Consider the following 16,893-nt stretch of genomic DNA (forward strand, 5'->3'; position numbering starts at 1 on the left):
GCGCGAAGGATCTCTGCTTTGCAGAAGTAAGCGCTTGAGATCCTTCGATCTTTTCACGCCGCGCTTCGTCACGCACCCCTCATCCGTCTCGGCGCTGCGCGCCGATCCACCTTCTCCCACAAGGGGAGAAGAAAGAGGCGCTACATCTTCACCCGTTCCGCCTTCGGATCATATATCGGCTTCAGCGAGGCTTCCGCCGCGAAACGCTCGCCGGCGATCTCGATCTCGTAGGACGAGGCCAGCACATCCGCCTCGCTCTCGCCCGGGCAGGGCACATAGCCCAGCCCGATGGCGCCGCCGAGATGGTGGCCGTAATTGCCTGAGGTGATCGGGCCGACGATCTTGCCGTCGCGCAGGATCGCTTCGTTGTGGAAGAGCAGGGGCTGCGGGTCCTTCAGGCGAAACTGGACCAGCCGGCGTGACAGGCCGGCTTCCTTCTTCTTCAGCACCGCATCGCGGCCGATGAACTCGCCCTTGGCCGTCTTCACCGCGAAGCCGAGGCCTGCTTCCAGCACATTGTCCTCGTCGGTGATGTCGTGGCCGAAATGCCGGAAGGCTTTTTCGATGCGGCAGGAATCGAGCGTATGCAGGCCGCAGAGTTTCAGGCCGACATCCGCGCCGGCCTCGTAGATCGCCTCGAAGACATGGGCCGCTTGTTCGGTCGAGACATAGAGTTCCCAGCCGAGTTCACCGACATAGGTGACGCGGTGGGCGCGGGCCAGACCCATGCCGATCTCGATCTCCTGGAACGTGCCAAACGGATTGTTCTCGTTGGAGAAATCGTTGGGGCTGACTTTCTGGATAAGCTTTCGCGCATCCGGGCCCATCAAGCAGAGCACGCTTTCGGCCGCTGTGACATCCGTGATGACCACGAATTCGTCGCCGACATGCCGGCGCAACCAGGCGAGGTCGCGCTGCAGCGTGGCACCCGGGACGACGAGGAAATAGGCCGTATCCGACAGGCGCGAGACGGTGAGATCGCTCTCTATGCCGCCGCGCTGGTTTAGCATCTGTGTGTAGACGATCTTGCCCGGCGCCACATCCATGTCGTTGGCGCAGAGTCTTTGCAGGAAGGCACATGCATCGCGGCCCTCGACGCGGATCTTGCCGAAGGAGGTCATGTCGAACAGGCCGACCTTGTTGCGGACCGCCAGATGCTCGTCGCGCTGGTTGTCGAACCAGTTCTGCCGCTTCCAGGAATAGCGGTATTCGCGCTCCTGGCCTTCGCGGGCGAACCAGTTGGCGCGCTCCCAGCCGGCGACCTCGCCGAACACGGCGCCGCGCGCTTTCAGATGCTCATGCAAAGGCGAGCGCCTGACGTTGCGCGATGTCGCCATCTGCCGGTAGGGGAAATGGTCGGCATAGAGGAGGCCGAGCGTTTCCGAGACGCGCTCCTTCAGGTAGCGGCGGTTCTTCTGGAAGGGCTGGGCGCGGCGGATGTCGACTTCCCACAGGTCAAAGGGCGCTTCGCCATCGTTGATCCACTGCGCCAGCGCCATGCCGGCGCCGCCCGAAGAGACGATGCCGATAGAATTGTAGCCGGTCGCCATCCAGTAGCCCCGAAGTTCCGGCGCCTCGCCGAGATAATAACGGTCGTCCGGGGTAAAACTCTCGGGGCCGTTGAAGAAAGTGTGGATACCGGCGGTCGCCAGCATCGGCATGCGGTTGACGCCCATTTCGAGGATCGGCTCGAAATGGTCCATGTCCTCGGGCAACTGGTCGAAGCAGAAATCCTCGCGGATGCCGTCCATGCCCCAGGGCTTGGCCACCGGCTCGAAGGCGCCGAGCATCATCTTGCCGGCATCTTCCTTGTAGTAGGCGCATTCGTCGGGAACGCGCAGCACCGGCAGGCGGGAGAGGCCGGGGATCGGCTCGGTGACGAGATAGAAATGCTCGCAGGCGTGCAGCGGGATGGTGACGCCGTTCTGACGCCCGAGTTCCCGGGCCCACATGCCGGCGCAGTTGACGACGATATCGGCCTCGATGGTGCCTTGGTCCTCGCCCTGTGTCCAGGACACGCCGGTGACACGGCCGGCTTTGGTGTGGACCTTGGTCACCTTCACATTCTCGACGATGGTGGCGCCGCGCTGGCGCGCGCCCTTGGCCAGCGCCATGGCGATGTTGGCGGGGTCGCACTGGCCGTCGAGCGGCAGATGCACCGCACCGACGACGTCGGACACGTTGAGATGCGGATACATCTCCTTGACCTCGTTGGGCGAAATCTCGCGCACATCGACATCGAAGGCACGGGCCAGAGACGCCTGCCGGTAGATCTCGTGCTTGCGCTCCTCTGTCAGCGCCACGGTGATCGAGCCGACCTGGCGCATGCCGGTGCCGACTTCGGTCTCGGCTTCCAGCTTGACGTAGAGGTCGGCCGAATATTTTGCCAGCCGCGTCATGTTCTGCGAACCGCGCAACTGGCCGATCAGGCCGGCGGCGTGCCATGTCGTGCCCGAGGTCAGCTGCTTGCGCTCCAGAAGCACGATGTCGGTCCAGCCGAGCTTGGCCAGGTGATAGGCGACCGAACAGCCGGAAACGCCGCCGCCGATGATCACCGCCCTTGCTTTGGTAGGAATGGCCTTGGTGGGAATGGTCTTGGTCATGCGGCCTCGCGGCGATAGGTGGAAGCAAAACGGCGTAGCCGGGCTGCTGCTTCTTGCAGCACGGGCTCCGGCTGGCAGAGGCTGATGCGGATGTGGCCGGCGGCGGCTTCGCCGAAGCTGGAACCCGGCATCACGCCGACCTTCTCCTTGTCGAGGAAGGCGAAGGCGAATTTCTCGTCGTCGGGTTCGACCGCGGATATGTCGAGCATGACATACATGCCGCCTTCGGAGCCGCGCACGCTGACGTCATTCATGCCGCGCACGGCATCGAGGAAGACGGTGCGGCGCGCCGCGTAGCGCTCGGCGATGTCCTTCACGCCGTAGTGGTTCTCCAGCGCCTCGGCGCAGGCGACCGAGATGAAGGCCGGGAGGCCGTAGGTCGTCACCAGATTGAGATTGATGAGCAGCGTGATCATCGCTTCAGGACCGGTCAGCCAGCCCATGCGCCAGCCGGTCATGCCATGGCTCTTGGACATGGAATTGATGACCAGCGTGCGTTCGGCCATGCCGGGCAATGAGCGCGGCGAGATGTGCTCGCCGCCGCCCAGCGTCCAGTAGACCTCGTCCGACAGCAGCCAGAGGTCGTGCTCCCTGCAGATTTCGGCCAGCTGTTCGAGCCGCTCTCGTGAATAGACCGCACCGGTGGGGTTGTTCGGCGTGTTGATCAGGATGGCGCGCGTGTTGGGCTTGAGTGCCGCGCGGATCATGTCGACGTGCGGCTGGAAACCATCCTCGGCCGGCGTCTCGACGACGGTGAAACTGGCACCCGCGGCACTGAACGTGTTGGGGTAGGTGGCGTAGTAGGGGGCAACGACGATGGCGTGGTCGCCCTGGTCGAGCACGGCCTGCACGGCCGCGTAGAGGGCCGCCTGGCCGCCCGGCGTGGCGATCACCTGATCCGGTGTCGTCTCGACGCCGGTGCAGGCGCTGGAGGCTGCCGCCATCGCCTGGCGCAGGCGCGGCAGGCCAGGCAGCGGTGTGTAGTGGTGATTGCTGCCGCGGACCGCGGCGACGCAGGCCTCGATCGTTTGGGAAGGCGTGTCGAAATCGTGGTCGCCGACCGACAGCATGATGATGTCCTCGCCGGCTTCCTTGCGGGCCCAGGCGGCGGAATGGACTTCCCAGCCATCCTTGCCCGAAGGCACGATGCCGGAAATGCGCGATGATGGTTTTGGCATCATTGAACTCCCGAGATCTGGTAGCCGGCCTGTTCGAGCCGGCCACGCAGCGCCGCGATATGGGCAGGGCCGACCTCGCAGCAACCGCCGACGATTTCTGCGCCGGCTTCGACCCAGCCGATGGCCTGATCGGCATAGGCCCGCGGATCGAGATCGTGGCGGGCATGCAGCACCTCGACCGTGCCGCCATGCTTGAGCGCCTCGACCGAGGTGAAGCCGTTGGCATAGGCGCCAACCGGCCCGCCGAGCGCGATCAGTTCCGGCAGTGCCGCGCTGACGGCTTCGGGCCGGCAGCAATTGACCAGCCGTGCGGCGATCGGCAGGTCGCCCAGCGCCGCGGACGCGGCGGCGAGGGCTTCGCCACTGCGCAGGCTTGGCGTGCCGTGGTCGGCGAGCGTCCAGGACACCCAGACGGGCTTGCCGCTTTCCGATGCCGCGGTGACGGCCGCGCGCGCTTCATCGGCCGACGCCATGGTTTCGCACAGGAAGAGATCGACGCCATCCGCCTGCTCGGCGACGATGCGGCGGTAGATGTCGAGCGTCTCCTGGTAGGAAATGGTCAGCGCCGGTGCGTAGCTGCCGAAAAGCGGCGACAGGCAGCCGGCGATCGCCGCGTCGCCGGCTTCGTCGCAAGCTTGCCTGGCCAGTTCGATGCCGCGCTTCTGCAGCGGCTTGAACAGCTCCTCGGCGCCCTCGCGCGCCAGGCGTTCGGGTGTCGCCGAATAGGTGTTGATGGTGATCACGCGGGCGCCGGCGCGGATGAATTCGGCGTGCAGGTCGCGCACCAGATCGGGTTCGTCGATCAGCACCCTGGCCGACCACAGCGGCGTCGGCTCGGATTTGCTGCGCCGGACCAGTTCCTGGCCCATGCCGCCGTCTGTGAGGATGACCGCCTTCATGCGCGCAGTCTTTCGTTCCTGGGATCCCAGAGCGGTTCATCCTTCTGCACGACCGCCTTGAAACGGTCGCCGAAGATTTCGACCTCGACCGATGTGCCGGGCTCGGTCAAATCCACGCGCAACATGCCGAGCGCGATGGACTTGTCGATGCGATGGCCCCAGCCGCCCGACGTGGTCTCGCCGACGATCTGTCCGCCGTGCCACAGCGTCGACATGTAGGGCGCGTCGCAATCGCCGGGGTTCTCGACGACCAGGGTGACGAAACGCTTCTTCACGCCTTGCTGCTTCTCGTTCTGCAGTGCGGCCTTGCCACGGAAGTCGGGCTTTTCCCATTTAACGAAGCGCTCGAGCCCACCTTGCAGGATGGAATAGTCGGTCGAGAGATCGCCCTTCCAGGTGCGGTAGCCCTTTTCCAGCCTGAGCGAATCCAGCGCATACATGCCGAACGGTCTCAGGCCATGCTGTTGTCCTGCCGCACAGACAGCGTCGAAGATTGCTGATGTGTCGTCGACCCTGGTGTGGATTTCCCAGCCGAGTTCTCCAGCGAAGGAGACGCGCACCAGCTTCGCCCAGCGGCCGGCGATCTTCGTTTCCTGATGCGTCAGCCACGGCAACGTAAGGTCGGCGTCGCAGACTTCGGCGAGGATTTTCCGCGAATTGGGGCCGGCCAGGATCTGAGTGGAGAATTCCTCGGTCCGGTCGATCAGCTTGAATGGCGCGTCCTTGGGCATGCGCGATTTCAGCCATTCGAAATCATGCCATTGCGCGACCGCGGCGGTGATCAGCGTCATCACATTCTCGTCGTGGCGCACGACGGACATTTCTGTGACGATGCGGCCCTTGTCGTCGGCGAAATAGACGAGGCCGATGCGGCCGGGTTTCGGCACCAGTCCGGTGACCTGCAAGTTCAGCCAGTCGGCGGCGCCGGGACCTTCGAGGTTGAAGCGCGAGAAGCCGGGCAGGTCGAGAATGCCGGCTGCGTCACGCACCGCCAGGCACTCTTCGCGAACGCGATGCTGCCAGGGCCCGTCGCGGCGGAAGGTCAGCGTGGCTTCCTCGGAAATGTCGTCGCCGTCTTTCGCATACCAGGTGGCGCGTTCCCAGCCATTATAGGCATCGAAGCGGCCGCCGAGCGCCTTGGTGCGGTCGTGGATCGGCGACAGTTTTCTGTCGCGCCCTTCAGGCCAGGCATGGCGCGGGAACTGGATGGCGTATTCATTGCCGTAGATTTCGAGGCCCTTGGCGACACAGTAGTCCGGCGCCGAGGCAAAGGACGTGAAGCGGCGTGGGTCGCAGGACCACATGTCCCATTCGGTCTGGCCTTGCGTGACCCATTCGGCCAGCACCTTGCCGGCGCCGCCGCCTTGCGCAATGCCGAAGGTGAAGACGCAGGCCTCGAAGGCGTTGGGCACGCCGGGCATCGGGCCGATCAGCGGGTTGCCGTCCGGCGCATAGGGGATCGGCCCGTTGATGACCTTGGACAGGCCGGCGGTGCCCAGGATCGGCACGCGGGCGACGGCGTCGGCCAGATAATGTTCCAGCCGGTCGAGATCGTCGGGGAAGAGCTGGAAGGAGAAATCGTCCGGCATCGGATCGTTGGGGGTGGCCCAATGCGCGCGGCAATTGCGCTCATAGGGGCCGAGATTCATGCCGGCCTTCTCCTGGCGCAGATAGTAGGACGTATCGACGTCGCGCAGCAGCGGCAGCTTCTTGCCCTGTTCCTTCGACCATGCCGCCAGTTCGGGGATTTCCTCGAAGAGGATATACTGATGGCTCATCACCATCATCGGCACCTCGCGGCCGAACATTTTGCCCACTTCGGCGGCGCGGTAGCCGGCGGCGTTGACGACGATCTCGCAGCGGATCTCGCCTTGCGGCGTCGCGACCACCCATTCGTCCTTCTCACGGCGCACGCCGGTGACCGGGCAGAAGCGGATGATTTTCGCACCCATGTCGCGCGCGCCCTTGGCCAACGCCTGGGTCAATTGCGCCGGGTCGATGTCGCCGTCGCTCGGGTCGTAGAGCGCGCCTTCCAGATCGTGCGTCTCGATGAAGGGGTAACGGCGCTTGATCTCGTCGACACCGACCACGTCGATGTCCATGCCCTGGTAGCGGCCCATGCCCTTGGCGCGCTGGAACTCCTGCATGCGCTCCTTGGAGTGGGCGAGGCGCAGGGAACCGGTGACGTGATAGTTCATGGGATAGTCGACAGTGTCGGCCAGGCCCCGGTAAAGCTCGGTCGAATAGCGCTGCATGTTCATCAGTGACCATGACGAGGAGAAGGTCGGTACGTTGCCGGCGGCATGCCAGGTCGAGCCTGATGTCAGCTCGTTCTTCTCCAGCAGCACGCAATCGGTCCAACCCGCTTTGGCGAGATGATAGAGCGAGGAGGTGCCGACAACGCCACCTCCGATGATCACCACGCGCGCCGTACTCGGCAAACCCGCCATGTTCTTCTCCCAAGCTGAAGCGCGTTGCGCTTCCATTTTTGTTGTGATGCATGTCGTTATCCCAAAACCGCGGCACACTTTTGGGCGACATGCATTCAATAGACGGGTGGCGAAACCACCCAGATGATCACCGCGGGCTCGGTGCCTGGATTGCGCCAGCGATAGGGCTTGCCTTCGAAGCGGAAGGAATCGCCTTCGCCGAGCCGGTGCCAGACGCCCGCGATCTCGATTTCGAAAATACCCGAGGCGATATAGCCGGCTTCCTCGGTCGGCCGCAGCTGCTCGGTCTTCATCTCCGCGCCTGCCGCGAAGATCGAGCGCACCATCTCGAAGCTGCCCCCGAGATCGGGCGACAGGAGTTCTTCAACCAGGCCGGTCTCGCTTGTGCCAAGCGTGCGGCGTCTGCCGGCGCGCACCACCACGCCGCGTTCACTCTCGACAGGCACGTCGTGGCTGAAGAACAGGCTGATCGGCACGCCGAACAGTTCAGCGAAGGCCCTGAGATCGCTCAGCGACGGCGTCGACAGGCCGCGCTCGACCTGGCTGACCCAGCCGACCGAGCGGCCAAGCTTCAGCGCGATTTCGGCGAGCGTCAGCCCGCGTGCGCGACGCAGCGCCCTGATGTCGCCGGCCAGAACGCGTTCGTCAGGTCCCTGCAATGTTCGTGCGGTAGTGGAGGACAAAACGCTCTCTTCGTGAAAATTTCATTCCTAATTTCATGAGAAATCAAGCTCATGAAAAAATCAAGTGGATTTTCACCAATGCTCAAGATTTGCTTGCAGGATTTTGGTGGTTCATGCAAAGGCTCCGCCGCGAGCGGCGAGTGGGGACGTCCGATCGAAAAAAAGGCTAAGGGACGGCCCATGCTGGAAAAGAAGGCTCGAGTCGCGGGTGATGCCGAGATCGTCGACGAGGCGATCATGTCGCGCCGTTCTGTGCGCGCATTCCTGCCCGACATGATCGACGACGACACCATCCGGGACATTCTGGCGGTTGCGGCGCGCGCGCCGTCCGGCACAAACATGCAGCCGTGGAAGGTCTACGTCACCAAGGGCGAGACCAAGCAACAGATATCGGATGCCATCCTGAATTCCGGTATCCGCGCCGAAAAGGCCGACTGGGACGAGTATCGCTACTATCCCACCCAGTTCTTCGAGCCGTATCTTACCCGCCGCCGCGCGAACGGTTTCGGCCTCTATGGCGCGCTTGGCATCGGTCGGCGCGAGGTCGACAAGATGCGCGCCCAGCATGACCGCAACTTCGTCTTCTTCGACGCGCCGGTCGGCATGATCTTCACCATCGATCGCCGGCTCAACCAGGGCTCGTGGATCGACTACGGCATGTTCCTGCAGAACATCATGGTCGCGGCGCGGGGCCGGGGCCTGCACACGTGCCCGCAAGCCGCATTCGCGCCCTATCACCGGCAGATCCGGCCGGTGCTTAACATTCCCGACGAGGAGATCGTCGTTTGCGGCATGGCGCTTGGTTACGAAGACACCTCCAAGCCGGAAAACGCCTTCCGTACCGACCGCGTGCCGCTGGAAGAGTGGGTGACGTTCAGCGAATAGAAATCGGTTGCGTTTGTTTTCTATACGCCCGGTAATTTCGCCGCTTGTTGCGATAGAGTAACTCCGTTGCTTTTCCCAAAGCATGGCGCAAAATTGTTGCTGCCAAACCGTTGCCATCTCGACTGATCAGCAAGGCGAATCATATGAGTAATGTCGAATTTCAGACATTGCCATTTGGGCACTCTACGCACATATCAAGGCGTCCAGGTGGGCAAGGGTTTTCTATTTCTCAAAGGCCTACGTGCTGCAGAAGAAAGAGGAATCGTAGTGGCATCCAAGTTTGTACTGCTCGAAAGCGAACTCGAAAAGCAGGCAGGGCTTGTCGCTGGACGCATGGCTGGTCGAACTGCAGACGGGGCAATGGATATTGGCGGCAATATCGTCGGTGGGCTAATCGGTGACCGAATTAGAGAATGGAGGACGCGAAACCTAGTTAGCTCTCTTTCGCGAACTGCCGATTTTCTCCGCGCAAAAGGCATCCCGCTCGATAAAACGAAGACACTTCCAATGGGGGAAGCTTATGCGATGTTTGAAGAGGCATCGAAGCAGGATGATCCAACAGTACAAGAAATGTGGTCGGCTTTATTGGCCAACGCGATGGACGCTAACAGCGGAGTGAGGATCGAGCCGGCGTTCGTTGCCACTCTTGGTGTTATTGGAGGTGCCGAGGCACGCTTGTTGAAATTTGTGCGGGACTTCCAGAGAAGCCGAATGCAGTCTTTCAAGACATTGCCGAAATCGTCATCAAAGGTATTCAATCTGAGTAAAGAAGAGGTCGATGAAGATGCCCGTGCTCAGAAACTTTGGCGCGCGAAACAGGATGATTTCAACCAATATGCCACTCAGTTGTTCGATGGCTTAGCAATGGCATTTCATGACGGGGAATTGCAATCATCTCTCTCACTTCTTGTGAAAGAACGTTGCCTTTGTATCCCAGCGCCCAACTTTTCGTCGATAAGACTCACCAGTCATTCAGAAATATTCGAATTTGGTCGAATGCAAGTTCTAGACGAGTCAAAAATGGAAGATGCTCTAAACGAAATATCTTCTGCAATCGACGAACATAGTGGCTATCCTGATGCATTACCACCTCTTCTTGAGAGGAATTTTTTACGGATCAAAGATAGCACTCATATGATACAGAGTAATTACGATTTGACATCCTATGGCGAACGTCTTCTCAATGCCTGTGAACCTACAGCTTAACGCTAGGATGCCAGCGCGGTTGGCTATTCCGTGTTCATCTGCATGCCGTGCCCACTGACATGGGCGCCGTCCTGCGGCGTCAGCTTGAGGTAGGCGAGCAGCGCGCAGAGCGTGATGACGCCTTCGATCGCGAACAGGATCCGGAAATCATTGGTCACGGCAGGGCCGCCGCCGGCCAGGAACGACAGCATCGCCGCCGCAAGGCCGACGCTGATGGCCACCGCCAGCTGCCAGAGGATGTAATAGAGGGCGCTGAAGCGGGCGAGCTGTTCGGGGGCGATGTCGGAATAGGCGAGGTTTCCGGTCGAGGCCCACTGGATGGAGCGGAAGACGCCGAAAACAAAGATGTAGCCAAGCACGATCCAGACCGGCGTCGTCGCCTGCATCAAGGCGAAGCCCGCGACCATCACTGCCACAACAGGTGTGTTGAAGACCAGTACGCGGCGAAACCCGAACCGGTTGAGAACGCGTGGCATGAAGAAACGCATGACCACCGAGCCGAGCGCGGCAACGAAGGTCAGCGATCCCGCCTGCACCGCGCTCATGCCGAAGCCGAGCTGGAACATCAGCGGCAGCAGGAAGGCGACCGAACTGAGCCCGATCGTGTCAAGGCCGCCGCCGGTGAGGAACGAGATGCGGAAGGTGCGGATGCGCAGCAGCTTGAGGTCGAGCAGGGGATTGGCCACGCGCAGGCAGTAGAGCGAGGCAATCGACAGGATGACGATCGCCAGCGCCAGTTCACCGGCAATCATGCCGCCGGCGGCATCCTTGGCGGCAAGGGAGTCCATGCCGAAGACAAGCAGGATCATGCCGCTGCCGACCAGCAGGAAGCCTGGAAAATCGAAGCGCGTGCGCACCGGCTTGGTCACTGTCGGGAACAGTGAGGCGGCAAGGATTGCCGCCGCCAGCGCGAACGGCACATTGATGAAGAAGATCCAGCGCCAGGAAATGTAGGTGGTCAGCGCGCCGCCGACGAGCGGCCCGACCAGCGGACCGGTCTGGCTGGCCACCGAGATGTACATGTTGATCTTCAGCGTCCGGTTGCGCGGAAAGCTCGACAGGATGACGACCTGGCCGAGCGTGCCCATCAGCGCGCCGCCAAATCCCTGCAGCGCGCGGGCACCGACCAGTGTCCAGATGTCGTTCGACAGGCCGCAGAGTGCCGACGAGGTGGCGAACACCAGCAAGGCAAAGCAATAGACGTTGCGCAGGCCGAAGCGGTCGGCCGCCCAGCCGCCGAGCGGCATCGAGATGATCAGGCTGGCGACATAGACGGTGATCAAGAGGCCAAGCTGGCTGGGCGGGCGGGCGAGGCTTTCACCGATGCCGGGCAGCGCCGTCACCACGACATTCTGGTCGAGGCTGGTCATGAACACGCCGCAAGCGACCGTCAGCGGCAGCAGAAGCAAGGCTCTGGCCGACACCTCGGCGCGATCCGTGGCGCCGGCGGATATTTCTGCGGTCATGGGGATGTTCGAACCAAACGAATGCGCCGACTCTCAAGACGGGATTTTGTATCCCTTGGACCGTTTGGGCGGCCACGTGATTCCATCATGGGCGCCCGCGGCAGGATTCTCTAGCGGCAGAACCGGCCGGCATTGAGGCCAGAAGCAACGGGGAGGCCAGAAGCAACGGAGGCCAGAAGCAACGGGGGCCAGGAGCAACGGGCGAGCGGCCATACGTCGCCGCCACCTATTGTACTTCGTAGCCGACTTCCTCGCTGGCATGGCAAAGCGCCTTCCAGAACGAACGCGCGAAGGAGCGGAAGACATAGATGTCGAACTGGTCGGCGCCGGTGCGCTGGATCTGGGCGAAGACGTCGTGATGGGTGGTCGAGCGGCCCGTGCCGATGGGGAAGGCCGGCAGCGCGAAGTCGATGGCGAAGAATTTCGCCAGAACCCACTCTGCTTTCGGTCCGGCGATGCGGATGGCGGTGCGGCCATGCGACAGGTCCGTCACCGTGCCGATGGCCGGCGTCACCGCCTTGGCAAAGGAAGCGGCCAACCCTTCGGCTTCGTCGGCCACGGTGAATTTTCCCGGTGCGAAGCCGAACACCGATTTCGCGCCCTCGCTCAGGCCACCGCCGGCGCCGTCGGGCAACGCCAGCCCGGTGACGGTGCGGATGGCCGCGATCAACTTCTTCTCCTCTCCCGGCCAGGCGGCGAGCTGCACGATCGAGCCCGGCCGCGTTTCGGTCAGGAGGATCTCGACGCCATGTTCGAAATTACCGTGCGAGCCGACATGAAACTCCGGCTCGAGGGGGGATTGACGCTCAACCATGCATGCGGGTCCCTTCCGGATCGTAGAAATGGTTGGAGACGATCTCGACCGGCCCGAAGCGGTTGCGCAAGGGATCGGAGACGTGGGCACGCGTGCCGTGCCGCGCCTTGCCGCCCTCGACCAGCGCCAGCGCGATGTGCTTGCCGAGCGCAGGCGAATAGCAGCAGGCGGTGATGTGGCCGATCGAGCCGTGTGGATTGGCCTCGTCCAACGCCTCGACAATGTGCGCGCCGCCATTGAGCGGCCGGTTGTCCAGTGCGATCAGGCCGACCAGCTCCAGGCGATCGGACGCGATTAAGCCTTCGCGGTCCATCATGGCCGAGCCGATGAACGGCTTCTTCTTCGACAGCATCCAGTCGAGATGCAGGTCGCGCGCCGTGGTGCGGCCGTCGATCTCGGCGCCGGTGACATGGCCTTTCTCGATGCGCATCGTGCCCAGCGCCTCGAGCCCGTAGGTGACCAGCCCGAACGGCTTGCCGGCTTCGATCAGCGCTTCCCAGACATGCGTGCCATGGCCGGCACCACAATAGACCTCGAAGGCCATCTCACCGGAGAAGGAAAGTCGGCAAATCATCACCGGAACGCCTGCTATTTCGCCGCGCACGATGCCCATGAAGGGCAGGGTCGCATTGTCGACGGCGGTGCCGGTGACGCAAGCTGCCAGGATCTGCCTGGCCTTCGGTCCGCCGATCGCGGCACCCGCCCATTCGTCGGTCACCGAGGTGACATGGACTTTCAGCTCCGGCCAGATCACGTCGAGGAAATATTCCAGATGCTGCATCACCTTGCCGGCATTGGCCGTCGTGGTGGTCATCAGGAAATCCTGTTCGCCGAGCCGCCAGGTGGTGCCGTCGTCGAAGGCAAAGCCGTCCTCGCGCAGCATCAGCCCGTAGCGCGCCTTGCCGACGGCGAGCGTCGAAAACATGTTGGTGTAGACGCGGTCGAGGAAGGCGGCGGCGTCGGGGCCCTGCACGGCGATCTTGCCCAGCGTCGAGACATCGACGATGCCGGCGCTTTCGCGCGTCGCCCTGGCCTCGCGCACATAGGCCTGCTCGACCGTTTCGCCTGAAAGCCCGTAGATCATCGGCCGGTACCAGAGGCCGGCGGAGTACATGGTCGCGCCGTTGTCGAGGTGCCAGTCATGCATCGGCGTCAGCCGCTCAGGCTTCAGGTCGCCGAATCGCTCGGCCGCAAGCGAGCCGATCGAAACCGGCGCGAAGGGCGGCCGGAAACGTGTCGTGCCGACTTCCGGGATCGGCTTGCCCAGCGCCTCGGCCATGATGGCAAGGCCGGGAATGTTGGAGCTCTTGCCCTGGTCGGTCGCCATGCCAAGCGTGGTGTAGCGCTTCAGGTGCTCGACCGAGACGAAGCCTTCGCGGTGAGCCAGCCTTACATCCTCAGCCGTCACGTCATGCTGGAAGTCGACGAAGCTCTTGCCCTTGGCCCTGATCTCGAAGACGGGCGCCGGATCGGGGTCGCCGGCCACGGCTTCCACAGTGGGCAATGCCGCGGGCGTGCCTGTTCCACCCGCGGCGGCAAGACCGGCGGCGCGGCCTTCGGCGATCGCCTCGACCGTCGAAAAACTGCCGGTGAAGGCGCCGGCCCCGACCCATTTCTGTGTCGGCTTTGGCGGCAGGAAGGCTTGCCGCGCGGCATTCCATTCCGCTTTGGCGCCGGCCTGGCTGGCCAGATGGATGGTCGGCGACCAGCCCCCCGACATCAGCAGGCAGTCGGCATGGATGCTTCGCTCATCACCGGTGAGCGCCCCGGTGACCATGTCGAAACGCTGAACCTTGAAGCCGGAAAGCGCCTTGCCGCCCTCGGTGGCGACGACGGCGTGACCGGCAAAGATCTCGGCTTCGGCTTCGGTGGCCAGCTTGCGCATCTCGGGCGAAAGCTCGGACCGGACGTCGACGATGGCGACGATTGCCGCCCCCGCCTTCTTCAGGGAGATGGCCGCGCGATAGGCGCTGTCATTGTTGGTGAACAGCGCGATTCGCTCGCCCGGCAGCACGCCAAACTCGTTCGCGTAGCGCTCGGCGGCATGGGCCAGCATCACGCCCGGCCTGTCATTGCCCGGGAAGACCAGCGGCCTTTCGAAGGCGCCGGTTGCCAGCACCACGGATTTGGCACGGATTGCCCAATAACGATGGCGCGGCTCGCCCTTGGCGGGCTGTTCCTTGTGGTCGCTGACCCGCTCGAGCGCGGCAAGCGTGTTGCTGTCGTAGTAGCCCCAGACCGTGGTACGCGGCAAAAGGCGGACATTGTCGCGGCCTTCGAGCTGAGTGACGGTGCGGCGGGCCCAATCGGCGGCCGGCGCGCCATCGATGGTTTCCTCGGACCAGTTGGTCGAGCCGCCGAAACGCGGCTCGAGATCGGCCAGCATGACGCGTGCCCCCTGATCGGCGGCGGCCTTGGCGGCCATCAGGCCGGCGGGACCGGAGCCGACCACCAGCACGTCGCAAAAGGCGTTCATGCGCTCATAGCGGGCTGGATCCTTCGCCGAACCGGCGCTGCCGAGACCGGCGGCACGGCGGATGAAATGCTCGCAGAACATCCAGAAACGCGTGCCCTTGAGCGGACCAATCACCGGCCCCATGAAGGTCTTGTAGTAGAAGCCGGCGGACAGGATCTTGCCGCCGAGCTGGTTGACGGCATTGACGTCCCAGGCCAGCGACGGGAAGCGGTTCTGGCTGATCGCCACAAGCCCGTCGTGGATCTCGACCATGGTCGCCGGGATGTTGGGTTCGCGCACCTCGCCCTTCAGCACCGTCACCAGCGCGTTGGGTTCCTCCACACCAGCAGTCAGCAGGCCGCGCGGACGGTGGTACTTGAACGAGCGTCCGAAAAGCGTGACGCCCTTGGCCAGCAGCGCGGACGCCAGCGTGTCGCCGGCATGGCCGGTGTAGGCGACGCCGTCGAAGGTGAAACGGATCGTCTTCAGCCGGTCGACGCGGCCGCCAGTGTCGGTGCGGCGCGGGCTCATGCCTTGTCCTCCGCCTTGCGGCGCGCGGTCGAGACATGGTCGCCGCGCACGAAGGCGACGCTCGAAATCTCATGCGTCAGTGTGTTGCGCACGACCCGCAGATGCGCGCGGCAGCCTCCGGAATGCTGCCAGATCTCATTGTGGTCGCCGGCCGGGTTCAGCCGGTCGTAGACATAGGCATTCCATGCCTCGAAATTCTGCGAGGCTGGGTCGGGACGCTCACGGTTGCCGTCACCCTGATAGGTGAACTCGATGACGTCGCGCGGGCCGCAATAGGGGCAGGTGATGAGCACAGGATGTTTCCTAATGGAGCCGCGGGTTCGCACCCTGGCCCTTGTCGTCGATGACGAGGCCGCGGTGGAAGCGGTCGAGGGTGAACGGCGCGTTGAAATCGTGCGGCTCATCCTTGGCGATGGTCCAGGCGAAGGTCCAGCCGGAAGCCGGCGTCGCCTTGAAGCCGCCATAGCACCAGCCGCAGTTGAGATACATGCCGGGCAGGGGGCCGGTGGTGATGATCGGCGAGCCATCCATCGACATGTCGCATACGCCGCCCCAGGAGCGCAGCATGCGTACACGCGCAAGGCCCGGGAACAGCGCCAGCATCTCGCTCATCACCTCGTCGACGATGGGCAGGTTGCCGCGCTGGGCGTAGCTGTTGTAGCCGTCGATGTCGCCGCCATAAACAAGGCCGCCCTTGTCGGACTGCGACATGTAGAAATGGCCCATGCCGAAGGTCACCACGGTGTCGATGAAGGGTTTCAGCGATTCGGTCACGAAGGCCTGCAGCACATGGCTTTCGATCGGCATCGTCTCGATGCCGGCCAACTGCATGACGCGTCCGGTGCTGCCGGCCACCGCGACCGCCACTTTCCTGGCGCGGATATCGCCGCGTGACGTGGTGACGCCGGTGACGCGGTCGCCATCGCGCAGGAAGCCGGTGACTTCGCAATTCTCGATGATGTCGACGCCGCGCCGGTCGGCGCCGCGGGCATAGCCCCAGGCCACCGCGTCGTGGCGGGCGGTGCCGGCGCGCCGCTGCATCAGGCCGCCGACCACTGGAAATCGTGCATCGCTGGAAATGTCGAGCGCCGGGATCAGGCGCTTGATTTCGGCAGGCGTCATCAGTTCGGCGTCGACGCCGAGATGGCGCATGGCGTTGCCGCGCCTTGCATAGTCGTCGAACTGGCCAGGCGTGTGCGCCAGGTTCAGGCAGCCGCGCTGCGAGAACATGACGTTGTAGTTGAGCTCGTGCGACAGGCCCTCCCACAGCTTCATCGAATGTTCGTAGAAGCGGGTGTTGGCGGGCAGCAGGTAGTTCGAGCGCACGGCCGTGGTGTTGCGGCCGACATTGCCGGAGCCGAGCCAGCCCTTTTCGAGCACGGCGACATTGGTGATGCCATGTTCCTTGGCCAGATAGTAGGCGGTCGCGAGCCCGTGGCCGCCGCCACCGATGATGATGACATCATAGGAAGCCTTCGGGTCGGGCTTGCGCCAGGCCGGCTTCCAGTCCTTGTTTCCCTTGAGCGCGTTCGCGAGCAGCGAAAAGGCCGAGTACTCTGCCATCATTGTCATCCGGTTCGGGCGATGCGGCAGACTATAGAGCAGGCTGTATCCGCAAAGCCAATATTGCGCCATTGCCTTTCGACTGACCGACGCTCGGATCGCGATCCGAACGCGATCGGATGCGACGGCTTGCCCCAAGATATGGCCGTCTTTATCAAGG

General features: G+C 63.3%; 12 protein-coding genes. 2 read left to right on the forward strand and 10 right to left on the reverse strand.

Annotation, left to right across the window (positions count from 1 at the left end; genetic code table 11):
* Positions 1–140 precede the first annotated feature (140 nt).
* From AC07UC_RS18800 to AC07UC_RS18820, 5 genes are all read right to left on the reverse strand, one after another.
* The gene (locus tag AC07UC_RS18800) at positions 141–2,603 is read right to left on the reverse strand and encodes a GcvT family protein (RefSeq protein WP_494907016.1); all 2,463 of its coding nucleotides are present in this window, start codon (positions 2,601–2,603) and stop codon (positions 141–143) included.
* Complete coding sequence (locus tag AC07UC_RS18805) at positions 2,600–3,781, reverse strand: pyridoxal phosphate-dependent aminotransferase (RefSeq protein ID WP_494907017.1); 1,182 nt, start codon at positions 3,779–3,781, stop codon at positions 2,600–2,602. Before AC07UC_RS18805 ends, AC07UC_RS18800 begins: the two co-directional genes overlap by 4 nt.
* Positions 3,781–4,680, reverse strand: a complete 900-nt coding sequence (locus tag AC07UC_RS18810; RefSeq protein WP_494907018.1) for a homocysteine S-methyltransferase family protein — start codon at positions 4,678–4,680, stop codon at positions 3,781–3,783. Before AC07UC_RS18810 ends, AC07UC_RS18805 begins: the two co-directional genes overlap by 1 nt.
* Positions 4,677–7,130 carry a GcvT family protein gene (locus tag AC07UC_RS18815; protein WP_494907019.1) on the reverse strand — a complete coding sequence of 818 codons (2,454 nt, stop codon included), beginning with the start codon at positions 7,128–7,130 and terminating at the stop codon, positions 4,677–4,679. Before AC07UC_RS18815 ends, AC07UC_RS18810 begins: the two co-directional genes overlap by 4 nt.
* Positions 7,131–7,225: 95 nt before the next feature.
* Positions 7,226–7,813, reverse strand: a complete 588-nt coding sequence (locus tag AC07UC_RS18820; RefSeq protein ID WP_494907020.1) for a helix-turn-helix domain-containing protein — start codon at positions 7,811–7,813, stop codon at positions 7,226–7,228.
* Positions 7,814–7,993: 180 nt separating this feature from the next.
* On the opposite strand from AC07UC_RS18820, the gene AC07UC_RS18825 reads away from it, so the two are divergent.
* Together AC07UC_RS18825 and AC07UC_RS18830 are read left to right on the forward strand one after the other, a co-directional pair.
* Positions 7,994–8,698: a nitroreductase gene (locus tag AC07UC_RS18825; RefSeq protein ID WP_181179880.1), complete on the forward strand. Its 705-nt coding sequence runs from the start codon at positions 7,994–7,996 to the stop codon at positions 8,696–8,698.
* A gap of 207 nt (positions 8,699–8,905) precedes the next feature.
* Positions 8,906–9,904, forward strand: a complete 999-nt coding sequence (locus AC07UC_RS18830; protein ID WP_494907021.1) for an Abi-alpha family protein — start codon at positions 8,906–8,908, stop codon at positions 9,902–9,904.
* Positions 9,905–9,927: 23 nt separating this feature from the next.
* Here AC07UC_RS18830 and AC07UC_RS18835 read toward each other — a convergent pair whose 3' ends face one another.
* The 5 genes from AC07UC_RS18835 to AC07UC_RS18855 all read right to left on the reverse strand — a co-directional run bounded on the left by AC07UC_RS18835 (position 9,928) and on the right by AC07UC_RS18855 (position 16,733).
* A complete protein-coding gene (locus AC07UC_RS18835) occupies positions 9,928–11,370 on the reverse strand; it encodes an MFS transporter (RefSeq protein ID WP_494907022.1) in 1,443 nt (480 codons plus the stop codon).
* A 226-nt stretch (positions 11,371–11,596) separates the two neighbouring features.
* On the reverse strand, positions 11,597–12,184 hold the full coding sequence (locus tag AC07UC_RS18840) for a sarcosine oxidase subunit gamma (RefSeq protein WP_140772915.1): 588 nt from the start codon (positions 12,182–12,184) through the stop codon (positions 11,597–11,599).
* The gene (locus tag AC07UC_RS18845; RefSeq protein ID WP_494907023.1) at positions 12,177–15,170 is read right to left on the reverse strand and encodes a sarcosine oxidase subunit alpha; all 2,994 of its coding nucleotides are present in this window, start codon (positions 15,168–15,170) and stop codon (positions 12,177–12,179) included. The genes AC07UC_RS18840 and AC07UC_RS18845 overlap by 8 nt, the downstream gene beginning before the upstream one ends.
* Positions 15,167–15,463 (reverse strand): sarcosine oxidase subunit delta, encoded by a 297-nt coding sequence (locus tag AC07UC_RS18850; protein ID WP_056572614.1) that lies wholly within the window; start codon positions 15,461–15,463, stop codon positions 15,167–15,169. The genes AC07UC_RS18845 and AC07UC_RS18850 overlap by 4 nt, the downstream gene beginning before the upstream one ends.
* A 10-nt stretch (positions 15,464–15,473) precedes the next feature.
* Positions 15,474–16,733, reverse strand: a complete 1,260-nt coding sequence (locus AC07UC_RS18855; RefSeq protein ID WP_140772921.1) for a sarcosine oxidase subunit beta — start codon at positions 16,731–16,733, stop codon at positions 15,474–15,476.
* Positions 16,734–16,893: the final 160 nt, after the last annotated feature.

Source organism: Mesorhizobium sp. GW821-FHT04C10 (assembly GCF_059420305.1).